25 protein-coding genes and 1 tRNA gene are annotated in these 22,166 nt (G+C 41.4%); 24 read left to right on the forward strand and 2 right to left on the reverse strand.

Annotated features, from left to right (window positions below; all coding sequences use genetic code 11):
• Nucleotides 1-203: 203 nt before the first annotated feature.
• From noc to ACP8HI_RS22560, 5 genes are all read left to right on the forward strand, one after another.
• On the forward strand, nucleotides 204-1,022 hold the full coding sequence (noc, locus tag ACP8HI_RS22540) for a nucleoid occlusion protein (RefSeq protein ID WP_438348359.1): 819 nt from the start codon (nucleotides 204-206) through the stop codon (nucleotides 1,020-1,022).
• A gap of 77 nt (nucleotides 1,023-1,099) precedes the next feature.
• Nucleotides 1,100-1,861, forward strand: a complete 762-nt coding sequence (locus tag ACP8HI_RS22545) for a ParA family protein (RefSeq protein ID WP_438348360.1) — start codon at nucleotides 1,100-1,102, stop codon at nucleotides 1,859-1,861.
• Nucleotides 1,854-2,693, forward strand: coding sequence for a ParB/RepB/Spo0J family partition protein (locus ACP8HI_RS22550; protein ID WP_438348361.1), 840 nt, complete (start codon nucleotides 1,854-1,856; stop codon nucleotides 2,691-2,693). The genes ACP8HI_RS22545 and ACP8HI_RS22550 overlap by 8 nt, the downstream gene beginning before the upstream one ends.
• Nucleotides 2,694-2,787: 94 nt before the next feature.
• Entirely contained in the window at nucleotides 2,788-3,927 is a 1,140-nt protein-coding gene (locus ACP8HI_RS22555; RefSeq protein ID WP_438348362.1) for an aminotransferase class V-fold PLP-dependent enzyme, read from the forward strand.
• A 63-nt stretch (nucleotides 3,928-3,990) separates the two neighbouring features.
• The gene (locus ACP8HI_RS22560) at nucleotides 3,991-4,512 is read left to right on the forward strand and encodes a DUF4446 family protein (RefSeq protein WP_438348363.1); all 522 of its coding nucleotides are present in this window, start codon (nucleotides 3,991-3,993) and stop codon (nucleotides 4,510-4,512) included.
• On the opposite strand, the gene yyaC is transcribed toward ACP8HI_RS22560, so the two are convergent.
• A complete protein-coding gene (yyaC, locus tag ACP8HI_RS22565) occupies nucleotides 4,466-5,071 on the reverse strand; it encodes a spore protease YyaC (RefSeq protein WP_438348364.1) in 606 nt (201 codons plus the stop codon). The two genes, ACP8HI_RS22560 and yyaC, sit on opposite strands and share 47 nt — an antisense overlap.
• Before the next feature lie 133 nt (nucleotides 5,072-5,204).
• On the opposite strand from yyaC, the gene ACP8HI_RS22570 reads away from it, so the two are divergent.
• The 4 genes from ACP8HI_RS22570 to ACP8HI_RS22585 all read left to right on the forward strand — a co-directional run bounded on the left by ACP8HI_RS22570 (nucleotide 5,205) and on the right by ACP8HI_RS22585 (nucleotide 6,759).
• Nucleotides 5,205-5,453, forward strand: a complete 249-nt coding sequence (locus ACP8HI_RS22570; protein ID WP_438351948.1) for a DUF3343 domain-containing protein — start codon at nucleotides 5,205-5,207, stop codon at nucleotides 5,451-5,453.
• A gap of 63 nt (nucleotides 5,454-5,516) precedes the next feature.
• Nucleotides 5,517-6,383 carry a mechanosensitive ion channel family protein gene (locus ACP8HI_RS22575; protein ID WP_438351949.1) on the forward strand — a complete coding sequence of 289 codons (867 nt, stop codon included), beginning with the start codon at nucleotides 5,517-5,519 and terminating at the stop codon, nucleotides 6,381-6,383.
• Between the two features lie 4 nt (nucleotides 6,384-6,387).
• Nucleotides 6,388-6,603 (forward strand): DUF951 domain-containing protein, encoded by a 216-nt coding sequence (locus tag ACP8HI_RS22580; protein WP_438348365.1) that lies wholly within the window; start codon nucleotides 6,388-6,390, stop codon nucleotides 6,601-6,603.
• A gap of 65 nt (nucleotides 6,604-6,668) precedes the next feature.
• Nucleotides 6,669-6,759, forward strand: a tRNA-Ser gene (locus tag ACP8HI_RS22585).
• A 474-nt stretch (nucleotides 6,760-7,233) separates the two neighbouring features.
• Here ACP8HI_RS22585 and ACP8HI_RS22590 read toward each other — a convergent pair.
• Nucleotides 7,234-7,428 carry a YjzC family protein gene (locus ACP8HI_RS22590; RefSeq protein ID WP_438351950.1) on the reverse strand — a complete coding sequence of 65 codons (195 nt, stop codon included), beginning with the start codon at nucleotides 7,426-7,428 and terminating at the stop codon, nucleotides 7,234-7,236.
• A 246-nt stretch (nucleotides 7,429-7,674) separates the two neighbouring features.
• Here ACP8HI_RS22590 and rpsF point away from each other — a divergent pair, with 246 nt between their 5' ends.
• The 15 genes from rpsF (at nucleotide 7,675) to dnaB (ending at nucleotide 22,087) form a co-directional block, all read left to right on the forward strand.
• Nucleotides 7,675-7,959 (forward strand): 30S ribosomal protein S6, encoded by a 285-nt coding sequence (gene rpsF / locus ACP8HI_RS22595; protein ID WP_438348366.1) that lies wholly within the window; start codon nucleotides 7,675-7,677, stop codon nucleotides 7,957-7,959.
• Between the two features lie 47 nt (nucleotides 7,960-8,006).
• Complete coding sequence (ssb, locus tag ACP8HI_RS22600) at nucleotides 8,007-8,492, forward strand: single-stranded DNA-binding protein (RefSeq protein WP_438348367.1); 486 nt, start codon at nucleotides 8,007-8,009, stop codon at nucleotides 8,490-8,492.
• Between the two features lie 21 nt (nucleotides 8,493-8,513).
• The gene (rpsR, locus tag ACP8HI_RS22605; protein ID WP_438348368.1) at nucleotides 8,514-8,786 is read left to right on the forward strand and encodes a 30S ribosomal protein S18; all 273 of its coding nucleotides are present in this window, start codon (nucleotides 8,514-8,516) and stop codon (nucleotides 8,784-8,786) included.
• 708 nt (nucleotides 8,787-9,494) lie between these two features.
• A complete protein-coding gene (locus tag ACP8HI_RS22610) occupies nucleotides 9,495-11,261 on the forward strand; it encodes an ABC transporter substrate-binding protein (RefSeq protein ID WP_438348369.1) in 1,767 nt (588 codons plus the stop codon).
• 88 nt (nucleotides 11,262-11,349) lie between these two features.
• The gene (locus tag ACP8HI_RS22615) at nucleotides 11,350-12,312 is read left to right on the forward strand and encodes an ABC transporter permease (RefSeq protein ID WP_438348370.1); all 963 of its coding nucleotides are present in this window, start codon (nucleotides 11,350-11,352) and stop codon (nucleotides 12,310-12,312) included.
• A gap of 12 nt (nucleotides 12,313-12,324) precedes the next feature.
• Entirely contained in the window at nucleotides 12,325-13,248 is a 924-nt protein-coding gene (opp4C, locus tag ACP8HI_RS22620; protein WP_438348371.1) for an oligopeptide ABC transporter permease, read from the forward strand.
• Nucleotides 13,249-13,280: 32 nt separating this feature from the next.
• Entirely contained in the window at nucleotides 13,281-14,270 is a 990-nt protein-coding gene (locus ACP8HI_RS22625; protein WP_438348372.1) for an ABC transporter ATP-binding protein, read from the forward strand.
• On the forward strand, nucleotides 14,267-15,232 hold the full coding sequence (locus tag ACP8HI_RS22630; protein ID WP_438348373.1) for an ABC transporter ATP-binding protein: 966 nt from the start codon (nucleotides 14,267-14,269) through the stop codon (nucleotides 15,230-15,232). The genes ACP8HI_RS22625 and ACP8HI_RS22630 overlap by 4 nt, the downstream gene beginning before the upstream one ends.
• A gap of 204 nt (nucleotides 15,233-15,436) precedes the next feature.
• A complete protein-coding gene (locus ACP8HI_RS22635; protein WP_438348374.1) occupies nucleotides 15,437-16,435 on the forward strand; it encodes an LCP family protein in 999 nt (332 codons plus the stop codon).
• Nucleotides 16,436-16,557: 122 nt separating this feature from the next.
• Entirely contained in the window at nucleotides 16,558-16,977 is a 420-nt protein-coding gene (locus ACP8HI_RS22640; protein ID WP_438348375.1) for a CBS domain-containing protein, read from the forward strand.
• A 78-nt stretch (nucleotides 16,978-17,055) separates the two neighbouring features.
• Nucleotides 17,056-17,358 carry a MazG-like family protein gene (locus ACP8HI_RS22645; protein ID WP_438351951.1) on the forward strand — a complete coding sequence of 101 codons (303 nt, stop codon included), beginning with the start codon at nucleotides 17,056-17,058 and terminating at the stop codon, nucleotides 17,356-17,358.
• Entirely contained in the window at nucleotides 17,355-18,281 is a 927-nt protein-coding gene (locus ACP8HI_RS22650; protein ID WP_438348376.1) for a DUF2232 domain-containing protein, read from the forward strand. The genes ACP8HI_RS22645 and ACP8HI_RS22650 overlap by 4 nt, the downstream gene beginning before the upstream one ends.
• An 11-nt stretch (nucleotides 18,282-18,292) precedes the next feature.
• On the forward strand, nucleotides 18,293-20,287 hold the full coding sequence (locus ACP8HI_RS22655) for a DHH family phosphoesterase (protein ID WP_438348377.1): 1,995 nt from the start codon (nucleotides 18,293-18,295) through the stop codon (nucleotides 20,285-20,287).
• Complete coding sequence (gene rplI, locus ACP8HI_RS22660; RefSeq protein ID WP_438348378.1) at nucleotides 20,284-20,727, forward strand: 50S ribosomal protein L9; 444 nt, start codon at nucleotides 20,284-20,286, stop codon at nucleotides 20,725-20,727. Before ACP8HI_RS22655 ends, rplI begins: the two co-directional genes overlap by 4 nt.
• Before the next feature lies 1 nt (nucleotide 20,728).
• A complete protein-coding gene (gene dnaB / locus ACP8HI_RS22665; protein ID WP_438348379.1) occupies nucleotides 20,729-22,087 on the forward strand; it encodes a replicative DNA helicase in 1,359 nt (452 codons plus the stop codon).
• The last annotated feature ends 79 nt before the right edge of the window (nucleotides 22,088-22,166 follow it).

Raw genomic sequence — 22,166 nt, forward strand, 5'->3', positions numbered from 1 at the left:
AATAGGTTAGAAGGAATCTCATGCAACAGAATGCGGAAGATTGACTCTTACAAAAAAGTAGAATGTCCATAAATATACAAAGTGCAGTGTTTTTTTCTGCTTTGTGTAGTGTTTAGAAGGCTCTGAAGGCATAGCGAAATGGATTAAACAGATTGGCTCGCGGTGATTCAGTGCTATTATGAAACTAGGTGGTAATATACGGAATGAAAGAACAATTTTCTAAGTTATTTGGTCTAACCGAACGAAATAATGCGGATGAAGTGAAGCAAATCCCGGTTGGGGATATCGTATCTAGCCCATATCAACCACGTACCATTTTTGACGATAGCAAAATAGATGAGTTGTGTCAGACGATTAAAACATTAGGAGTCATCCAACCTATTGTTGTTCGTTTCCGCAATGATAAGTATGAGCTTGTTGCAGGGGAACGCAGATGGCGAGCTGTTAAGAAGCTTGGACTTGAGACCATTCCTGCGATAGTTCGGGATTTCAACGATTCACAGGCGGCTTCTATCGCGTTGATAGAAAACTTGCAACGTGAGGGATTAACATCCATTGAAGAGGCTATAGCTTATCAGAACCTCATTGAATTACATCAATTAACACAGGAAAGCCTGGCTCAACGCTTGGGTAAAAGCCAATCTACGATTGCTAATAAGGTTCGGTTATTACATCTTCCTGAAACTGTAAAGTTAGCTTTAATGGAACGGAAAATAACAGAACGTCATGCACGTGCTCTATTGTCACTTCCAAAGGAAGAACTACAGCTTAAATTACTATCAGAAATTATAGCTAAAGAATTAAATGTTAAGCAGACAGAAGCTAGAGTTGCTTATTATAAAGAGACTGTTCACGTTAAGAAATCAAAGCGTATATCATATTCTAAAGATGTTCGTTTAGCATTAAACACCATTAGACAATCCATTGATATGGTATCCGGATCTGGAATGTCGATCAAGACGACTGAGAAAGACCATGATGATCACTATGAAATTGTAATTAAAATTCCTAAGAGATCATAAGTGGTAGAAGCGGAATAGGGCAAACCCATATCTCACAACCAACACGAGGAGTCCAATATATTATTGAGGTGAAATAAGTGTCCAAAATTATTGCCATAGCAAATCAAAAGGGTGGGGTTGGGAAAACGACCACTTCCGTGAATCTAGGCGCTTGCTTGGCTTCATTAGGCAAAAGAGTGCTTCTCGTTGATATTGATCCACAAGGGAATACAACAAGTGGAGTTGGTATTAGTAAAGCTGATGTAGAGAATTGCATTTATGATGTCATTATTAATGAAGTTCACCCTAAAGACGCCATCGCACATACCAATGTAGAAGGCCTACATATTATCCCTGCTACAATTCAATTGGCTGGAGCGGAAATAGAATTGGTTCCGACCATTTCTAGAGAACAAAGGTTGAAGAAATCATTACATTTAGTCAAAGATATGTATGATTATGTCCTGATTGATTGTCCACCATCACTTGGAATCTTAACGATCAATTCACTTACAGCAGCTGATTCCGTATTGATACCTATTCAATGTGAATATTATGCGTTAGAGGGCTTAAGTCAGTTACTTAACTCTATTCGGTTAGTTCAAAAGCATCTAAACACCTCGTTAAAAATTGAGGGAGTTTTATTAACAATGTTTGATGCTCGAACGAATCTAGGAATTCAAGTGATCGAGGAAGTTAAGAAATACTTCCAGGACAAAGTATATCGAACGGTTATCCCTAGAAATGTCCGTTTGAGTGAAGCACCATCACATGGGCAATCGATTATTACGTATGACCCACGCTCTAAAGGGGCAGAAGTTTACTTAGAGTTGGCAAAGGAAGTGATTTCTTATGAGTAAGCGCTTGGGGAAGGGATTAGACGCTTTAATTCCATCACTTTCTATTAATGATGATGATAAAATTGTAGAGATTCCGTTGAGTCAGTTGCGTGCCAATCCGTATCAGCCACGCAAAGAATTCAAAGAGGAAGCTATTCATGAATTAGCAGAGTCTATTCGTCAACACGGTGTTATACAACCTATTATCGTTCGTAAAGTTCTTAAGGGATTTGAGATCATCGCCGGTGAGCGTCGGTTTCGGGCGTCTCAATATTGCGGTAAACCGACAATACCAGCAGTTGTACGCAATTTCAGCGATCAACAAGTGATGGAGATTGCCCTAATTGAGAATTTACAACGTGAGAATTTAAATGCGATGGAGATCGCAGTCGCCTATCAAGGACTGATGGATCAGTATTCTTTAACGCAAGAGGAGCTATCATTAAAAGTTGGGAAGTCTAGATCTCATATTGCTAACTTTTTGCGCTTGCTAGCGTTGCCCGCGGAAGTGAAGGAATATGTTTCACGTGGAACATTATCAATGGGGCATGCAAGAGCTATTGTGGGAATTAAAGATACAGACATCATTAAACAGTTAGCCAAACAATGTGTTGAGCATGAGTGGAGTGTTAGAGAGTTAGAGGAAACGGTGAAACATTTAGATCGTAAGCCTGCTGAAACTCAAAAACCAACATCGAAGAAAATCGATCCTTATATTGATCATGTGGAAGAATCACTTCGAGATCGCTTTAGAACAACAGTGAAAATTAAACAAAATAAAGATAAAGGTAAGATTGAATTGAATTATTATAGCAAGCAGGATTTAGAGAGACTATTGGAATTGTTGCAATAGTTATGAATGCTGTAAATGCAGAGAGACATATCTTGTTTTTTCCTTTATGTAGGGAGGAGGTATGTCTTTCCGTGTCTTGAGGAGGTTGAATTAATTGATTTATTTAGATCACGCAGCCACCTCATGGCCTAAACCCCCAGCTGTAATCCAAGCTATGCAGGTTGCTATGGAGGAGTCCGCTGCTAATCCTGGGAGGGGAAGTCATGCGATGGCCGTTAAGGCTAGTCGTGTTCTTTTCGAAAGTAGGATGCAATTGGCTAAACTGTTCTGTGTGAAAAATCCTAATGACATTGCCTTTACTAATAATACAACGGTTGCACTGAATATGGCGATAAAAGGTATCCTACAAGAAGGAGATCACGTCGTTGCTACGATGGTGGAACATAACTCCGTTCGTCGTCCGTTAGAGTATCTGAAGAGGACGCTTGGGATTACGGTGGATTACGTAAAGGTCAATGGCAAAGGTGAATTGAATCTTAATGATGTAGAAATTGCGTTGAAACAACCCACACGTTTGGTGGTATGCACACATAGTTCTAATTTATTAGGAAGCATATTACCTGTTGAGGAGATCGGCGCATTAGCTCGCAAACATGGCGTGCTCTTCTTAGTGGATGCGGCACAGAGTGCGGGAATTCTGGATATTGATGTGGAGCGAATGCATATCGATATGATGGCATTTCCAGGTCATAAGGGATTGTTAGGGCCTCAAGGGACTGGAGGGCTGTATATCGCACCTCAAGTAGACCTGGAGCCGCTTATTCATGGGGGAACAGGGAGTCAGTCTGAGGAGAAGGAACAGCCTTCTGTTCGACCCGATCGTTATGAAGCAGGGACACCCAATACGGTTGGGATTGCAGGTCTGAAAGTAGGAGTTCAGAAGGTGATTGAACTTACCCCTAAGAGGATATATAGTCATGAGTGGAATCTCACTCAACAACTCATGGATGGATTGGTCGACATACCAGGTATTACGTTACTAGGTCCAGATAAGGGAGCCCCACGTACGGGCATTGTTTCTTTTGTGGTAGAAAAGTATGACTCATCTGAGATTGCCTTTCGACTAGATCGTGAATACGGTATTGCTGTAAGAGCGGGGTTCCATTGTACCCCCCTTGCTCATTATGCCGTGCAAACGGATAAAAGTGGTGCTGTACGTGCTAGTGTAGGGGTGGATACAACAGACGTTGAAATGGACACGCTCATTAAGGCCATGAAACAACTGTGTAAATGAAAGTGGCAGATTTCACTCTAAAGAATTGTTGATTTTAAGTCCAGGAAAAGGAATGAAGCATCAATGTCAGATCTCAACGATTTAATCATAGAACATTTAGCACTATATATAGGCATCATTATGTTTGTTGTGTTGGTATTGTTAATTTTGATGTTTAAGCAACTATCTAAATTAAATAAATTGCGTCGTAGATATGAGCAGATGATGTCTGGCGGTGGCGTGGAGAATTTAGAGAGTCTCCTTATTGATCTGAAATTACAACTTGATCGGTTGCAAGATGATCATGGTCAACAGGGAGAAATGCTAGAAGACACTCTGAAAAAGCTGCAGTCTGTCAAAGGAAATGTTGGACTTATAAAATACAATGCGTTTGAAGAACGTGGCAGTGACCTAAGTTTCTCCGTTGCGATCATCGACGATCACTCCAATGGTATTGTGCTTACATCGATCTATAATAGGGATAATTCCTATATATACGCTAAGCCACTCAAACAAGGTGATTCAACATACACTTTGACTGCAGAGGAGAAGCGAGCTATTACTCTCGCAAAGCAAAAACTGTTGAGTGGGACTTCCACTCCTTAATCGCACTGTATAAACTAATCGCAATGATATCAGATAACCGCATGACTAGACTTAAACGAGTGTTCTGCAAAACAAAGTATTCCATGAAGCCGCCGACGTTAACGATTCCAGTTAAATGGATATCGCCTACAGGCGGTAATTGTTTATGTACCCCAGCTCCTGGCGCTAGAGGACCATCTATGATCTGGATACAACCAATGCTAGAAGATTGCCCTAAGCAGGCATCAATACCGATGACGAATGGCTGATGATAAGTTTCGTATATGGTAGATATCTTTTCTTGCAGGTTAACGGCATGAACAGGTTCGTCTAGAGTGCCGTAGATATGGAATAGGTGACTCTCATAACGAGATAATGAAGTGCCTACGAGTGGACCGAGACTATCCCCTGTAGATCGGTCGGTACCTACGCATACGACAATAATGGGCTGACCTTCTTTTACCTGAGAAAGGTGAAAGAGTAAGCGATGAGTAAGTACTGAATGGATTTCAGGGTCGGTATATGGTATTTTTAAGCAAGAAGGTTGCTGATTTGAGATCGGTTTAGAAAGAGGGCTCATAGGATCTTCCTTTCATTGGCAGATAGTAGTATCTAGTATATGGACGAAGAGGGTTATTTATACGTAGGTTCTATTGAATCTATTAAATCGAATGGTAATTAGATGTTGTAAATATGAAATAGGAGGCTGCATGATGGAAGAATGGCTTCTTATTGCATTTGATTCTACGCAGCAGGCATTGAGGGCTGAGATGTTGCTGGAATATGCAGATATTGAGATCGACTTGTTCCCAACACCTAAAGATGTCACAGCCGGGTGCGCATTATCTATTCTTTTTCCTAGTGAGGAGTTAGCTGTTGTTCAGAACATCATTGAACAAGAGAAGGTTGAGATCCGGGGGATATTTATGAAAAACAACTTAGAGCATTATGAAGTCATCTAGATGTAAGGAGGAATGGCCTTGCCATATTTGGAAGTTGGTAGTGAGGATGCGGAGGCAGCCATCATGGAGGTTCTGAGATTTAAGGATAAGGTATGGAACTGGATAACGGACGGGGATATGTGGATAACAGTTCTCATTGCAGGCATACGAATTATTGTTATTTTCTTACTGAGCCGTTTAGTTATTAAGGTGGTATACAAGCTGATCGATCGATCATTGGCTCGTCAGGAGAATAGTAAGCTAAGAATGAATCCGCGTAGGTTTGTGACTGTGAGTGGATTAATGAAAAATGTAACTTCAGTGGCGTGTAACTTTATTATGGTTCTGATCGTTTTAGCTGAATTTAATTTTGAATTAGCTCCGCTGCTTGCAGGTGCAGGAGTGCTGGGTCTAGCCATAGGATTCGGTGCGCAAAGTTTGGTTAAAGATGTGATCACTGGATTCTTCATTATACTAGAGGATCAGTTCGCAGTGGGTGATGTGATCGAGACAGGTGCTTTTAGAGGTACAGTGGAAATGATCGGAATTCGGACTACTCGAATCGTAAGCCATACGGGTGAAGTTTATATTTTGCCTAATGGGGGGATTACCACGGTGACTAACTACTCATTATCTAATTCATTGGCAATTGTAGATATTCCGATGAAGAATGAACATCATCTAGAAGATACGCTTAAACTTATACAGCGAGCCACAGAGGGTATAAAAGAGGGTAGTATGGAAATGATCAGAACGCCTGATGTACTTGGTATTCAAACATTAAGTACAAGCGAATATGCGATTCGTATTGTAGCGGATTGTCTACCTAATACTCGAGAAGAAGTAGAACGTCAAATTCAGATGGTGATTAAGCGAGCGCTTGAAGAAGAAGAGTCCTTACAATTAGCGATGGTGGAACAATCCACAATAAGAGAAGGCGGGGAGGAGTAGAAGAATGGAACGTAAAGTATTTCAATTGGGTGATGTTGTACAGATGAAGAAGCAACATCCATGTGGGAGTAATGAAATGGAGATTATCCGTATGGGAATGGATATTCGGATTAAATGTGTAGGCTGTCAGCACAGTGTACTTGTACCGCGTGTGAAATTTGAGAAGAATATGAAGAAGGTTCTTCGATCTACGATACCTCCGTCAGAAACGATGGAATAAAGGGCTTACCGATGTAGTTTGTGATTGCAATTTCAGACTCTTCACGGTATAATAAACTCTGCTGTGGAAAGGTACCCAAGTGGTCCAAGGGGGCTGACTCGAAATCAGTTAGGCGTCGCAAGGCGTGCGTGGGTTCGACTCCCACTCTTTCCGCCATTACTATATTATTTAAATTTGACCTTCTGTACATCATGTATGTATAGAAGGTTTTTTGTTGTTCATGGAGAGAAGGACATATCAGCAATATCAACGTGTTTTGATAGTTGCAATAAGGGGAACTGATCACGCGATTCTATGATATATACGCCAAAGAAGGGTCCGTGAGGACCCTTCAGTGACAGCGGTGCGTGTCGATTTGGTATTCTTCTACATTCACATATTTCAGTGAAACTTTAGATTTCCGGTGATTTGTTTGAAATACAAGAAAAGTCTAAGCTTTACGCTAATTCTTGCTTATATCTCTCGCAGAAACTAATTCCAACCCCCAACTTAATGTAAGGCTGATGTCGTATCTGCTTGACTAAGTAGTCCAACGGAACCACACCTCTCTCATGCACCGCTTGCTAATATTATGATCAGATAAGAAGGATCTTATACATGAACTTAATAAAAAACTTATTTTGATAATAATTAATGGGACTTTCCTTTGTCTTTCATTTTCCACTTTCGATTCTGGTTGCTCGTGTTAGGGAATCGTTCTCCCTTTCGAAGCTTGACGTGTTTAGGGTCTAGAATGGCCGTATCAACGCCGATTTCTCCAAACTCCATATAATGACCGTTATTTGGTGCTTTGTCTCCAGGTCTAAATTCTGTATGCTCACCCATCATGGTATCCTCCTTGAAATGAAAAATGGATTACCTCATTAGTGTGTACCAGTTGTAAAGAATCATGTGTCCAATGATTGGATTAGTTAGATAGGTTGATCAAAAGGTGACCTTATAAACTTTCATTTTAGGATAGACTTGCATAGGGCATGACAATTAGGTATAATGTTTAGGTGCGAGTTAACGCTCGTTCCTTGCTCCTGACGTTAGATCAGGGGCCGTGAGTCCATGAGGAGGTGAAAATATATGCGCAAATATGAAGTGATGTACATTATTCGTCCTGACATTGAGCAGGATGTGGTTCAGGCTGCAGTCGAAAAATTCCAAGGCATCATCTCCAACGGTGGGGAAATTACAAAGCATGATGTAATGGGTAAACGCCGTCTTGCGTATGAGATTAAGAAATTTAATGATGGTACTTTCGTTCTAGTTAACTTCAACGGTACACCAGAAGTTATTAACGAACTTGAGCGTCTTATGAAAATTTCTGACGATGTTATTCGTTATCTCATTACCAATGACGTAGCTTAATTCATTTTCGGTTTTGTAGTTAAATCGCTTGAGGGAGGGGACTTAAATTGTTGAATCGTGTCATTCTGATCGGCCGATTAACGAAGGATCCAGAATTGCGCTACACACCTGCAGGGGTGGCAGTAACGCAGTTTACGCTCGCCGTAGATCGTCCGTTTACGGCACAGGGCGGGGAGCGCGAAGCGGATTTCATTCCGGTCGTAACCTGGAGACAGCTTGCCGAGACTTGCGCCAACTATTTGCGTAAAGGCCGTTTGACGGCAGTAGAAGGACGCATTCAGGTTCGGAACTATGAGAATAACGAAGGTAAACGTGTATACGTCACTGAAGTTATTGCTGATAATGTTCGTTTCTTGGAGTCACCAAACCGCGAAGGTGGAAGTGGTGGAGGTAGTAGTGCAGCGCGTGAAGAACCTTCTAACGGAGGCGAGGGACGCGGAAATCAGGCCTCGCGCAATAAAAACAACAATCAAGATCCTTTTTCCGATGACGGAAAACCGATAGATATTTCGGATGATGATTTGCCATTTTAATTATGGAAAGGACTGACTAGCATGGCTTTTAAACCAAGAGAATCTGCTGATAATGATAAAAGACCGGCACGCCGTGGCGGACGTAATAAGCGTAAAAAGGTATGTTTCTTTACTGCTAACAAAATTACTCACATTGATTATAAAGATATTGATTTGCTTAAGAAGTTTGTTAGCGAACGCGGAAAGATTTTGCCGCGTCGTGTAACAGGAACTAGTGCAAAATATCAACGTGCTTTGACAATTGCTATTAAACGCTCACGTCAAATCGCTTTGATGCCATACACTACTGAATAGTAGTCTATATTTGTACACTGAAGAGACAGCTGCCTATGCAGCTGTCTCTTTTTGCGTCTAAAAGTATGGACCTTGTTGGAGTAACCTGAGGTTTACTCTTTATAGATTTCAAGATTCCATATAAGACGTTGAAATCTAAGGAATACTAAATTCTATAATGAAATATACATTGTACAGTGTATGGAAATCTGTAGTGAGTGAACTAGAAAATAAATGTCGATTAAATAGAGTCACTTATTGTGGTATAGTAGCGAAAATCCGCGAATGTTAGATAATATCACGCGTATTATTACATAAACCAACATATAAGTAGAATAGGTGCTATATAACATAAAATCTTAAATACTATTATGGTAATAAATAGAGTATAATGAAATGAATGCGGTTTTATTAAAAATAAAAATTAAATAAAAAATAGGTTGACGTAAGTTATTATAACATTGTATGATTTACATTAATTTAACAAAGGGACTAATTCCCTTATCACTTCATTATTGACCGTTGGTTTATTTCGCTTTAAAGCTTTGGCGCCCCGTTGCACTATTGTGAATGTGCAATGGGGGAGAATTTAACACCATGAAAAGCATCTATAAAGATTAGTATCAGCCATTCCAAGATGATCCTAGGAGGGTGATTAATTAACATTATAGGCTTCTTTCAGAATATGAATGGTTACATGGTGTTAAATAATCTCGAGGGGGACTTACTATGAAGAAGAAACTATCAAGTATGATGCTAATTCTCTTAGTTATGATTACCATTTTGTCAGCATGTTCAGGAAATAATACCGCAGAACCAGCTAAAGAAACTCCACCAGCTACTACTGAAACGGTCGAGCCAGTGAAACCCGCAGAACCGGTAGAGCCAGTAGTGACGGATGATGGGAAGAATGATGGTGTATTCCCAGCTAGCGATATGTCGCTTAACCCAGCCCCAGCTGCAAATCGTGCAGACACACTCATTATTGGTATGACTGCACCAAATGGTACATTTAGCCCGTTCTTCTGGTCAACGGTTTACGATAAATATGTTGTGGAAACCGTATTTGATAGTTTCCTTGAGGTTCAAGGAGATGGGACTTACAAAGAAAGTCTTGCTGAAAGCATAGATGTTTCTGATGATGGTTTGAAATATATATTTAAATTAAAAAAAGATATTAAATATAGTGATGGAACACCGGTTACTGTGAAGGATTTCCTATTTGCACTGAAAGTGCTTCATGATCCAACTTATGATGGGGAATCTGATATACTGTCCTTAAAAATTGCAGGTGGTCAGAATTTCTATGATGGTAAAGCCAAGGATATTTCTGGTGTAAAGGTTATCGATGATAACACAATAGAAATAAATGTAACTGAAAAGACAGCCATAACAAAAGATTCGCTTGGTGATATTCCATTATTGCCTGAAGCTTATTACGGTAAAGGTTATGCATTTGGAAAATTAGATTCCATTAAAGAACTAAATGATAAACCGATCGGTAGCGGTAAATATATTGTTAAGAGTTACGCAGCGGGGCAAGAAGTGGTATTTGTAGCAAACCCGGATTACTTCGCTGGTGCTCCAAAAGTCAAAAACTTGATCTTTAAGGTTACAACAGATGATACGAAGCTAGCGATGCTCCAAGCTGGTGAAATCGATATGGATGCAGTTACAGTCAATGAAGATAATGTAGAAGAATTGCAATCATATGGCTTCATAGATGTTACCATTACTCCAACGAATGGGTACGGATATATTGCCTTTAACCACAAGGTAGCTAAATTCGCTGATGTTAAAGTTCGCCAAGCGCTAACAATTGGTCTGAATCGTGCAGAAATTGTAGAAGGCGTATATGGTAAATTTGCAGACGTTATCAACGTTCCAGAATCTAAAGTAGGCTGGGCTTACACCGAAGAGGGTGTTGAGACCTATGACTTCGATATCGAGAAAGCTAAATCACTGCTTGATGAAGCGGGATGGGTTGTTGGTACCGATGGTATTCGTGAGAAAGACGGAAAGAAATTCAAAATTGAATTCTCTGCAACAGCAGATAACCCCGTTGTAGAATCATTACTTCCAATTATGACGAAGAACTATAAAGAACTAGGTATTGATATCTCGCCAGAGACACTTGATTTCAACGCTATTATGGCTAAAAAGGATGCAGGAACTTTCGAAATGTACTTCGCAGCTTGGGGCTTGACTCCAGATCCGGATAACACTGTGTATACTTCTGATGGTGCACAAAACGATATTGGTTATTCAAATGCTAAAGTAGATGAGCTAATGAAAAAGGGGAAAGCTGAATTAGATCAAGAAAAACGTAAAGAAATTTATAAAGAAATGTATCAAGAGATTAACAAAGATCTCCCTTACATCTTTATGTATCAAAGAAGAGATATGTGGGCTGTTAACGGAAGAATTACAGGATTCGATCTGACGCCATATAAACACTTCACTTTTAGTCTGAATAAAGTGGAAATCTCCAAATAATAATAATTATAACCAGTAAGAATAGAAGGAGATATGCTCAGCCCATATGGGCTGAGCATATCCCATTATAATAGCCAGGAGGAATAATATGAGGCAATACATATTCCGTAGACTGCTGCAAATGATCCCAACACTCATTGGGATCACTATGATTGTGTTTGCCATTTCCCGTATGGTTCCAGGAGATTATATTACTGCTAAAGCTTCTCCCAATATGACGGCAGAGAAAGAAGCACAGCTTCGTGAAATCTACGGCCTAGATAAGCCAATAGCCAAGGCTTATATTGACTGGGTGGGGAATATGGCTGTAGGTGATATGGGTGATTCGCTACAACATAAGAAGCCCGTCACAAAGGTCATTAATACGTATGTTTGGAATTCCGTTGTCATTGCATTTACAAGTTTAGTATTAAGTTGGATTATTGCTATATTTGCAGGGGTGTTCTCAGCCAAATTCCAACACTCATTCTTAGATAAGATGATTACGCTGTTCATATTTCTCTGTATGTCGCTACCTTCATTCTTTATAGGACTTCTACTTATATTATTAGTTAGCCTAGGGCTCGGAATCACTCCCGTAGGCGGTATGACAACAGCTGGACTTGGGGCTACTGGATGGGAATATATTAAGGATGTAGCTCGTCACATGGTGTTACCTACGATAGTACTAACCATGATTAGTACGGGTAGTCTTACACGCTATTTCCGTACCTCTATGCTGGAAGTCATCCGTCAGGATTATATTCGAACAGCCCGTGCAAAAGGATTGAAAGAGCGGACGGTTATATTTAAACATGCCCTACGTAATGCGATGATTCCTGCCATTACTTTACTCGGCTTTGAACTACCAGCTTTGTTTGGTGGAGCGATTATACTGGAGAAGATATTTATTTGGCCGGGGATTGGTCAAGTTTATCTAGGATCTATCAGTATGCGTGACTATCCGTTTATGCTCGGATTCACGATATTTCTTGCAGTACTTACATTGCTGGGCAATCTGCTCTCCGACGTATTATACGGTGTTGCAGATCCAAGAATTCGCCTAAAGTAGGAGGGGATACAGTTGTCCATAGACGTAGCAATAATAGAGACGAATGTACAAGTTATAGTTAAAGCACCTTCTTCTCCGTGGAGATTGGCGATGCGACGATTTGTCAAGAATCGGTTAGCCTTAATGGGACTTATTATACTAATATTTATGTTTATCCTTAGCTTTATAGGGCCACTGTTATCTCCCTATACTTTGGAGGATATCACCATTGCTGATAAGAATCTGTCACCTCATAGGGCGCATTGGTTGGGAACGGATAAGCTAGGACGAGATATTCTGTTGAGAGTAATGCTTGCCGGAAAAATTTCCTTGAGAGTTGGGTTAGTAGCAACTTCCATATCGGTGGTTATCGGGGCAACGCTAGGTGCGATTGCTGGGTTTTATCGTAAAGGAATTGACGCGGTCATTATGCGTATTGCTGATATATTCATGGCATTACCGACATTGCCAATACTGATCATTCTGGGCGCGGTGTTATCTGATCTCAAAGTGGACTCTGGAAATCGTATTTACTATCTCATGTTGATCATTGGACTCTTGGGATGGACGGGTCTAAGTCGACTTGTACGTGGACAAATCTTATCCCTTCGAGAGATGGAATTTATGCAAGCAACAGAAGCATTAGGATTACGTGATCGTCGTAAAATATTTCGTCATTTGATCCCTAACGTTGTTCCCATTATTATTGTCTCCGCAACATTGGGGGTGGCAGGAGCCATCCTTTATGAATCGGTTCTGAGTTTCTTAGGAATTGGTGTAGTTCCACCTACCCCATCATGGGGCAATATGATTTCAGCAGCCAATAATATGATTGATTTCCGCAAAAGACCATGGTTGTGGATTCCACCAGGGACGTGTATATTACTGACAGTTGTTGCGATCAACCTTATCGGTGAGGGCCTTCGGGATGCCCTGGATCCAAAGATGAAGAAATAGGGCAATCGTATGCTTAAGATAGGAGATGTCATATGGCTAAAAACTTAGTGGAATTTCGTAATTTAAAAACGCATTTTCATACGTCCGATGGAATTGTTAAAGCTGTAGATGATGTCAGCTTTACAATTCGTGAAGGCGAGACACTTTGTGTCGTTGGAGAATCAGGATGTGGTAAAAGTGTTACTGCAATGTCTTTGATGCGGTTAATTGAGACACCATCAGGAGTAATTGCTGGCGGAGAGATTCTGTTCGAAGGTAAGGATATCCTGAAGATGAGCAAGCGTGATATGAGTATTATCCGTGGAAATGAAATCTCAATTATTTTTCAAGAGCCCATGTCATCCCTTAATCCAGTCTTAACGATAGGTGAACAGATTGCTGAACCGATTATTCTTCATCTCATGATGAATCGTAAAGAGGCCCGTATTAAGGCGATCGAACTCATTGATATGGTTGGTATACCACGTGCGGACAAAATATATAATTCATACCCACATGAATTAAGTGGGGGTATGCGTCAACGGGTAATGATTGCGATTGCTCTTAGTTGTAATCCAAAGCTGCTAATTGCTGACGAACCGACTACTGCGCTAGATGTAACTATCCAAGCACAAATTCTGGACTTAATGCGTGATATTAAGGATAAGCTCAATACTTCCATTATGTTGATCACTCATGACCTCGGTGTCGTGGCTGAAATGGCTGACTATGTTGTTGTGATGTATGCAGGAAAGGTGATTGAGGAAGCACCGGTATTGGAGTTGTTTAAAGAACCTAAGCATCCTTATACGCAGGGACTCTTGAAAGCAAAACCGATTATGAATCAAGAACAGGAACGATTATATTCGATACCCGGACAGGTTCCTAACCCGGTTGATCTAGGCGATAACTGCCATTTCCATGAACGATGCGAGTTCTGTATGGATATTTGTACAACGAAAAAACCCCCCTTCCGTTCACATGCAAATAAGGATCATAAAGTAGCCTGCTGGTTATATGAAGAAGAGAGGGAAGTACAATGAGCGAATCATTACTGGAAGTCGAGCATCTTAAGAAGTACTTTCCCATTACTGGTGGAGTATTCTCACGGACCATAGGGCATGTCAAGGCGGTAGACGATATCTCATTTCATATTAACAAGGGGGAGTCACTTGGTCTTGTAGGTGAATCTGGTTGTGGTAAGAGCACCATCGGTCGCACAATACTTCGTTTGCAAGAGAAAACTGCGGGGACGGTACTATTCAAGGGGGAAGATATCTATAAGCTTCCTAAGGAGAAAATGCGTCACCTTCGACCTAAGATACAAATTATATTTCAGGATCCGTATAGTTCACTGAATCCAAGAGTTAAGGTGGGTGTAGCCATAGGTGAAGCTCTTCTTGATCACGGGCTAGTTCATCGGAATGAGTTGAAGGAACGTGTCCTGGAGACGATGAATATTTGTGGATTAGCCAGCTATCAATATAATCGCTATCCTCATGAATTTTCTGGTGGGCAACGTCAAAGAATAGGTATTGCACGTGCACTTATTATGAATCCTGAATTTATCGTAGCAGACGAGCCTGTATCGGCGTTGGATGTATCGATCCAAGCACAGATTATTAACCTGCTGAGCGATTTACAGCAGGATAAGGGTCTTACGTACTTGTTCATCTCGCATGACCTGAGCGTGGTAGAGCATCTCTGTGATCGGGTAGGGGTGATGTATCTAGGAGCTATGGTGGAGATGGCCCCGAAGAGGGAATTGTTCAGAAATCCACTACATCCATATACAAAAGCTCTAATGTCAGCGATACCGATTCCTGATCCCACATTGAAGCGGGAACGGATTATTCTTAAGGGGGATATACCAAGTCCTGCAAATCCACCGTCTGGATGTAAGTTCCATACTCGCTGCCCGATTGCTGCAGATATTTGTAAACAACAGAATCCAGAGTATCGGAATGTGGGTAATGATCACTTTGTGGCGTGCCACTTTGTATAATATTGTATGATGTCAACTATTATATAAATATATAGGGTATGTAAGCGATAGAGGACTTCCTCTGTTGCTTTTTTAGTATAAAATATTAGATGGAATTAGCTGTAAAGTCATTTTCCAGTTTCCTTTTTGCGAGATAAAGTTTACAATAGTTTGGTATGCTCACGTATTTTTTTTATACTACAGATGATAAGAAGGAACATAAACATGAGGAAAAGAACAAAAAGTTATACAATTGTAGCTATAGTATTGGTATTGATCTTAGGGGGAGCTTTTATCTTTCGTAAGTCTCTAGCTGTGCTTGCGTTTGATATCTTTCTATCCGATCAAGTGGAGAACACATTGCAGGAGAAGTCATATAAGCCGCTAAAGGAGGATATAACTACTCCTAAGGCAGAGCCTATTGCGCTGCAGAGTAAGCCTTTCTCTGTTTTACTATTGGGTACAGACCAGCGTGGCAATGAACCTGCGCGGTCAGACACCATGATTTATGCGGTAGTACGTCCGAAGGAATCGAAGATATTGTTGGTCTCCATTCCACGTGATACCTACACAGAGATTATAGGAAAAGATAAGAAGGACAAAATTAACCACTCCTACGCTTTTGGCGGACAACAGATGGCGAAAGATACGATGGAGGCTCTACTTGATCATACGATTAATTATTATACTACCATTAACTTCGTGGGTCTGAGAGATGCTGTGGATGCGCTTGGAGGTATTGAACTTCCCATCCAAAAGGATATTGTAAATAAAGCAGCAGATCATGAGAAATTCACAATCAAGGCGAATCAGTCGATCTACGATGGTACGGATGCATTAAATTATGTACGTTACCGCGAGGACAGCGATTTCAATCGGACAAAGAGACAACAAGTATTCTTAGACCAAGTGGCCAAGAAGATGATGAACTTGAACCAGTTAGCTAATATTCCAGAATTATTAGATATTATGGGTACTAATCTTCAAACGAACATGCAACCCAAGTTTATTATTGATCTAGCTAAACAGTTATTAAGTGGAAGTGAAGTGCAAATTTCAAGTTATACCGTTATGGGCGAGAACATGCGCCTGAATGGAGTTTCCTATGAGAAGGCCAACGAGGAAGATCTCAAGTTTGCACAAGATTTAATTGATAATTGGATGAATCACTCGATATCAACTTATTCATTGCTGATGCCGGAAGATCAGAAAACAACAAAGTAAGTTACTTCAGTCAGCAGCCCAACCGAGTAGGGCTGCTGATTTAGCATCTATTGGAACATTTCTGGGTTGTGAACGTATGAAGATAGTGAACTCTGTACCAAGATCAGGGAGGATTATATGATATGAACATTGCATTTTTTCTGCTTCCGAAACAAGAAGTGGTATGCTTGACTCTTGAATCGACGTTAAGGCAAACGTTGGAACGGATGGAATTTCACCGGTATACGTCCGTACCTATGCTGGATAACAATGGGGAGTATGCTGGTACGATTACAGAAGGTGACTTATTATGGTATATGAAGAATTCTGAGGGCAAGGTGACTTTTGAGAATGCTTCAAAGTTTCTAATAAGGGATATCCCTATAAAGATGAGTAATAAGCCTGTTTCGATTGATGCCAACATGGAAGATTTGATTAATCTAGCCAAAGTTCAGAACTTTGTACCCGTTGTAGATGATATGAATCGATTTATTGGCATTGTGCGTCGAAGTCAGATTATTGAGTATTGTGAGAGATTTGTATCCAAAGAATCGATAGCATGAAGTCAAGCCTAGTGTAGGAGTAATCCGTTTGTGATATAATCAAGAATAAAGCTTTTTTGGGAGGTTAACGTGTCCAATATGCCGAAAGATTTGGATGTAGCCAAACGCGCTAAAGTGATCGAATGGCTGAAGACGGAAGTGGTCGACCATGTATCCCGATTGTTTAAAGCTCTATGGGAAGGTAGTACAGCTCGAGTGGGTGATAGTATTGCTAGCTTAATTATGAGCTCATATATTCTAGCGCGGAGGCTAGGTGTGTCTTATCGGGAAATCGATGAGTTGTTAATTGACAAACTTAAAAAACATAAGCAAGAAGGGCATCAATTGGAGGAGTGGTATCAGGATATCTCCACACTTGAAGAACATTTGCGTAAGAGGTGAACATATTGAAATTGAGTTGGAAACCGTTAGCGTGGACTGGAGTTTATTTGCTCCTTATTCTCTCATTGCTAACTAACTTATCGATCGTAACGGCATTCTTGTTGATTGTGCCTGTGGTTGTTCTATTTAACATATTGAGTATTAAAGGGTTCTTGACCCATGTCATTCCGGTCTGGTTGGTTGCTTTATTCATTCATCCCGTCTATTTGTTGCTGGCTTTATATTTTGTAATTCCAGCAATCTTGATGGGGAGAAGTTATAAGAAGGGTGCGCCCGCTATTCGTACCATTGGCGTTGGGACCGCTACGATTCTGACTGAGATGCTCTTGTTACTCTTTATTGGTACAGTCTTGTTCCAATTTGATCTTTCAGGGTATATGCAAGATGCGGTGAATCTCACGATGAAACCATTGCAAGACATGGTAGCTAACGGTACTCTTCCAGCAGAATTTGTGTGGTCGACAGAGGATATGAAGTTGTTGATGGATATGATGATGCAAAAGATTCCGTATGCATTGATCCTTAGTTCCTTTATGATGGCTGTGATCACACATGTGATTGCTCGACCAATTCTAAGCAGTATGGGTTACCCTGTGATGAAGCTTAAACCCGCAAGGGAGTGGAGGTTTCCAAGGTCTTTAATTTGGTACTATTTGCTTGGTGTCGTGATTGAAATGATTACGCTGGACTCAACAAGTGGTTATTTCACGATGATTTCTGCGAATCTGGTTCCCGTATTGAACATTTTCTTCTGTATCCAGGCGATAGGGTTCTTCTTCTTTCTAGCCCATCATCGTAAATGGCATTCGATTGTTCCAATTCTAATCGCTATTCCTATATTGTTGTTTCCACCGATGGCGATTATCGGTATTATAGACATCGCATTTCCATTGCGTCAGCTAATGACCAAACCAAAAGGATAGGATGGAGAGTCATGCCTAAATTTCTACAGAAACGCTGGCACGGCTACAATAGCGTATGGGCGTTTATGCTCCTACTGCTACTGGTTATCTTTGTAACGTGGTATAACTGGCCACTAGGAATAGTCTGTCTGTGCATTGTAGCTGTTCTCAGCTATCTGATGTTAAAGACGGAAATGGCGTTCCGCAAAGATTTACTTGAATATATCAATGGTCTTTCATTCCGTATTAAACGGGTGGAGGCAGAAGCAGTAAGTATGCTACCCTTTGGTATTGTGCTGTATAGCGAGGACCGAACCATCGAGTGGAATAACCGTTACGTTAGTGTAATGTTTAAGCGAAAGTCATTGATTGGTAGCTCATTACAGGATATATTCCCTCAGTTGATGGCTTCCATTAGCGATAAGAAAGAGGGCAGCAAGGATCAACTTAATAAGGAACATCAGATAGAAGTAGACTATGAAGATCGTCATTATCAGTTTATTGTCATTCCCGATGAACGACTTATCTATTTGCATGACATTACGGAGCTTGCCGTACTTAGGACCCGGTATGAGGATGAGAAGTTGGCTTTGGGCATGATTTTACTAGACAATCTTGATGAAGCTTCGCAGGGGATGGATGATCAACAGCGAACGGCCCTGATTGCTAAGGCGTCTAATGAGATCACATTCTGGGCAAAAACATATAATGTATATTTACGGCGTCTCTCTTCTGATCGATATTTAATGTTGTTAAATCATAAATCTTTGCAAGAATTGGAGAAAAGTCGATTCGTTATTCTCGATGAAGTGCGAGAGATGACGGCTGATCTGAAGGTGCCGATGACGCTGAGTGTTGGTCTGGCTTTTGGTCCAGTGGATATTTCCGAATTGGGTGAGCTTGCTCAATCCAGCCTTGATATGGCACTTGGACGCGGAGGCGATCAGGCGGCTGTGAAGGCTGGACAGCGATTATCCTTTTATGGGGGTAAATCGAATGCTGTAGAGAGACGGACGCGTGTACGTGCTAGGGTGATCGCTCATGCACTTCGTGATCTTATGCAAGAGAGTGATAAAGTGTTCATTATGGGGCATAAGATGCCGGATATGGATGTGATCGGTGCCTCGATTGGTGTGCTGAAAGCAGCTCAAATGTACAATGTAGATGCTTATATCGTGCTATCAGGTAACAATCCTTCGATTGAGCGGATGTTAGTACAGGTCGAGAAGGATGAGAAGCTAGTAGAGCGATTTATTACACCTGAGCAAGCCTTACAAATGCTTACGGGACATAGCTTATTAGTGGTTGTAGATACGCATAAAGCATCTATGACGATGGAACCGAAGCTCGTGCATAATGCGTCTCGGATTGTAGTGGTAGACCATCACCGCCGAAGTGAAGAGTTTATTAATGATGCTGTACTTGTGTATATGGAGCCATATGCTTCATCTGCCAGTGAGTTAGTTACGGAGCTCCTACAGTATATTCATGAGAAAATACAACTTACTCCGATCGAGGCAACCATGCTGTTAGCTGGAATTATTGTGGACACGAAGCATTTTGCACTTCATACAGGTTCGCGAACCTTTGAGGCTGCTGGATTTCTACGTCGTAGTGGTGCGGATACCGTGATGATCCAACGGATGCTGAAAGAGGATCTTCAGGAGTATTTGGCTAAGGCAGACATCATTAAGAAAGTGAAGATGGTTCATCAACACGTCGCACTTGCGGTGACGGAGTCAGGGGTTGTTATTTCACAACTATTAATTGCACAGGTTGCAGATACGCTTCTGACGATGACCGATGTGGTAGCCTCATTTGTCATTAGTGAGCGTCCGGATGGGCTGATTGGTATTAGTGCCCGCTCTCTAGGACGGATGAATGTACAAGTCGTAATGGAGATGTTAGGCGGTGGCGGTCATTTGACGAATGCCGCGGTACAGCTGAAGTGTACAGTTTCGGAAGCCGAAGTGAAACTAATGGATGTACTGAATCAAATTGAAGAGAAAGAGGGTTTATTGGAATGAAGGTCATTTTTCTAAAGGATATGAAGGGTCAAGCTAAAAAGGGCGAAGTTAAGGAAGTGTCCGAAGGGTATGCAGCAAACTTTCTATTTCCTCGTGGGTTAGCGCGTGCAGCGACAGATGGTAATATGAAGACTCTTGAGAATCAAACCTCAGCAGAGGAGAAACGTAAACAACAGGAAAAAGATGAAGCGTTAGCTCTTGGCAAAAAGCTTGAGGAAATGACCATTGAGCTTGCAGCGAAAGCCGGTGAAGGTGGTCGTCTATTCGGAGCCATCACAAGTAAGCAGATTGCAGAAGCAATGTCGGCTAAAGGTGTAAAGATTGATAAACGTAAGATCGAATTAGGTGAACCCATTAGGCAGTTAGGTGTAACTCAAGTACCAGTGAAGCTACATCCTGAAGTAAAGGCAACACTTAAGGTTCTAGTAGCGGAGGGCTAAAATGGGCGGAGAGCAGTTTTACGATCGAATTCCACCTCAGAATCTAGAGGCTGAGCAAGCTGTTATTGGTGCGATATTACTACAGGATGAAGCTCTAATTACCGCGATGGAGCGTGTAAATACAGAGGATTTCTATGATAAACCACACCAATTAATCTTTGAAGCTATGCTACAACTGGGTGAGGATAATCAACCGATCGATCTAGTTACGCTGACTTCTTTGTTGCAGGATCGTGGACAACTTGAGGAAATTGGTGGTGTCAGCTATTTAGCGAGGCTGGCTCATTCCGTGCCAACGGCAGCCAACGTGGAATATTACGCGCAGATTATTGAGGAAAAGTCGATGCTGCGGCGGTTAATTCGAACAGCTACTCAGATTGTTAGCGAAGGCTATACGGGTGGCGAAGACGTTTCGGGTATGCTTGGTGATGCCGAGCGCAAGATCTTGGAGATTTCTAATCGACGTAGCGGAAGCGGGTTCGTATTGATCCGTGACGTATTGATGGAAGTGTTTGATCGAGTGGAATTGCTGCATGAGAATAAAGGCGGAACGTCAGGAATTCCATCGGGATTTGTTGATCTGGATAAAATGACGAACGGATTCCAGAAGAATGACCTTATTATCGTAGCGGCTAGACCATCGGTCGGTAAAACGGCATTTGCGCTGAATATTGCTCAGAATGTTGCGGTTCGTGCCAATGAGACTGTAGCTATATTCAGTCTGGAAATGTCAGCACCTCAGCTCGTGCAGCGGATGATTTGTGCAGAAGCTAACTTGGATGCGAACGTGATGCGGACGGGGGATTTCAAGGATGATGATTGGGCTAAGCTCACAATGGGGATATCCTCATTATCTGAAGCAGAAATCTATATTGATGATACGCCGGGCGTGACCGTGGCAGACATTCGTTCGAAATGTCGCCGTCTGAAGAAAGAGAAGGGCCTCGGTATGATCGTCATCGATTATCTTCAACTGATCCACGGTCGTGGTAAAGCTGGAGAGAACCGTCAGCAGGAAGTATCCGAGATCTCTAGAACATTAAAGCAGATCGCTCGTGAGCTTGAGGTGCCAGTCATAGCGTTGTCTCAGTTAAGTCGGGGTGTAGAACAACGGCAAGACAAAAGACCTATGATGAGTGACTTGCGGGAGTCTGGCTCGATAGAGCAAGATGCCGACATTGTCTCTTTCTTATACCGGGACGATTATTATAATCAGGATTCAGAGAAGAAGAACATTATTGAGATCATTATTGCTAAGCAGCGTAATGGACCTGTAGGCACGGTAGAACTGGTCTTTCTCAAGAATTTCAATAAATTCGTTAGCTATGAAGGAGCCCAATCTGATCCTTTTGCAGGATAACCAATAGGGTAAGCCATTAGGTTTCGTAATTAATAGTCTATTTCCGAACGATCACAGCCCTTATGGTGTGATCGTTCGT

Source organism: Paenibacillus sp. FA6 (genome assembly GCF_051550225.1).
Classification (GTDB): Bacteria; Bacillota; Bacilli; order Paenibacillales; family Paenibacillaceae; genus Paenibacillus_AQ.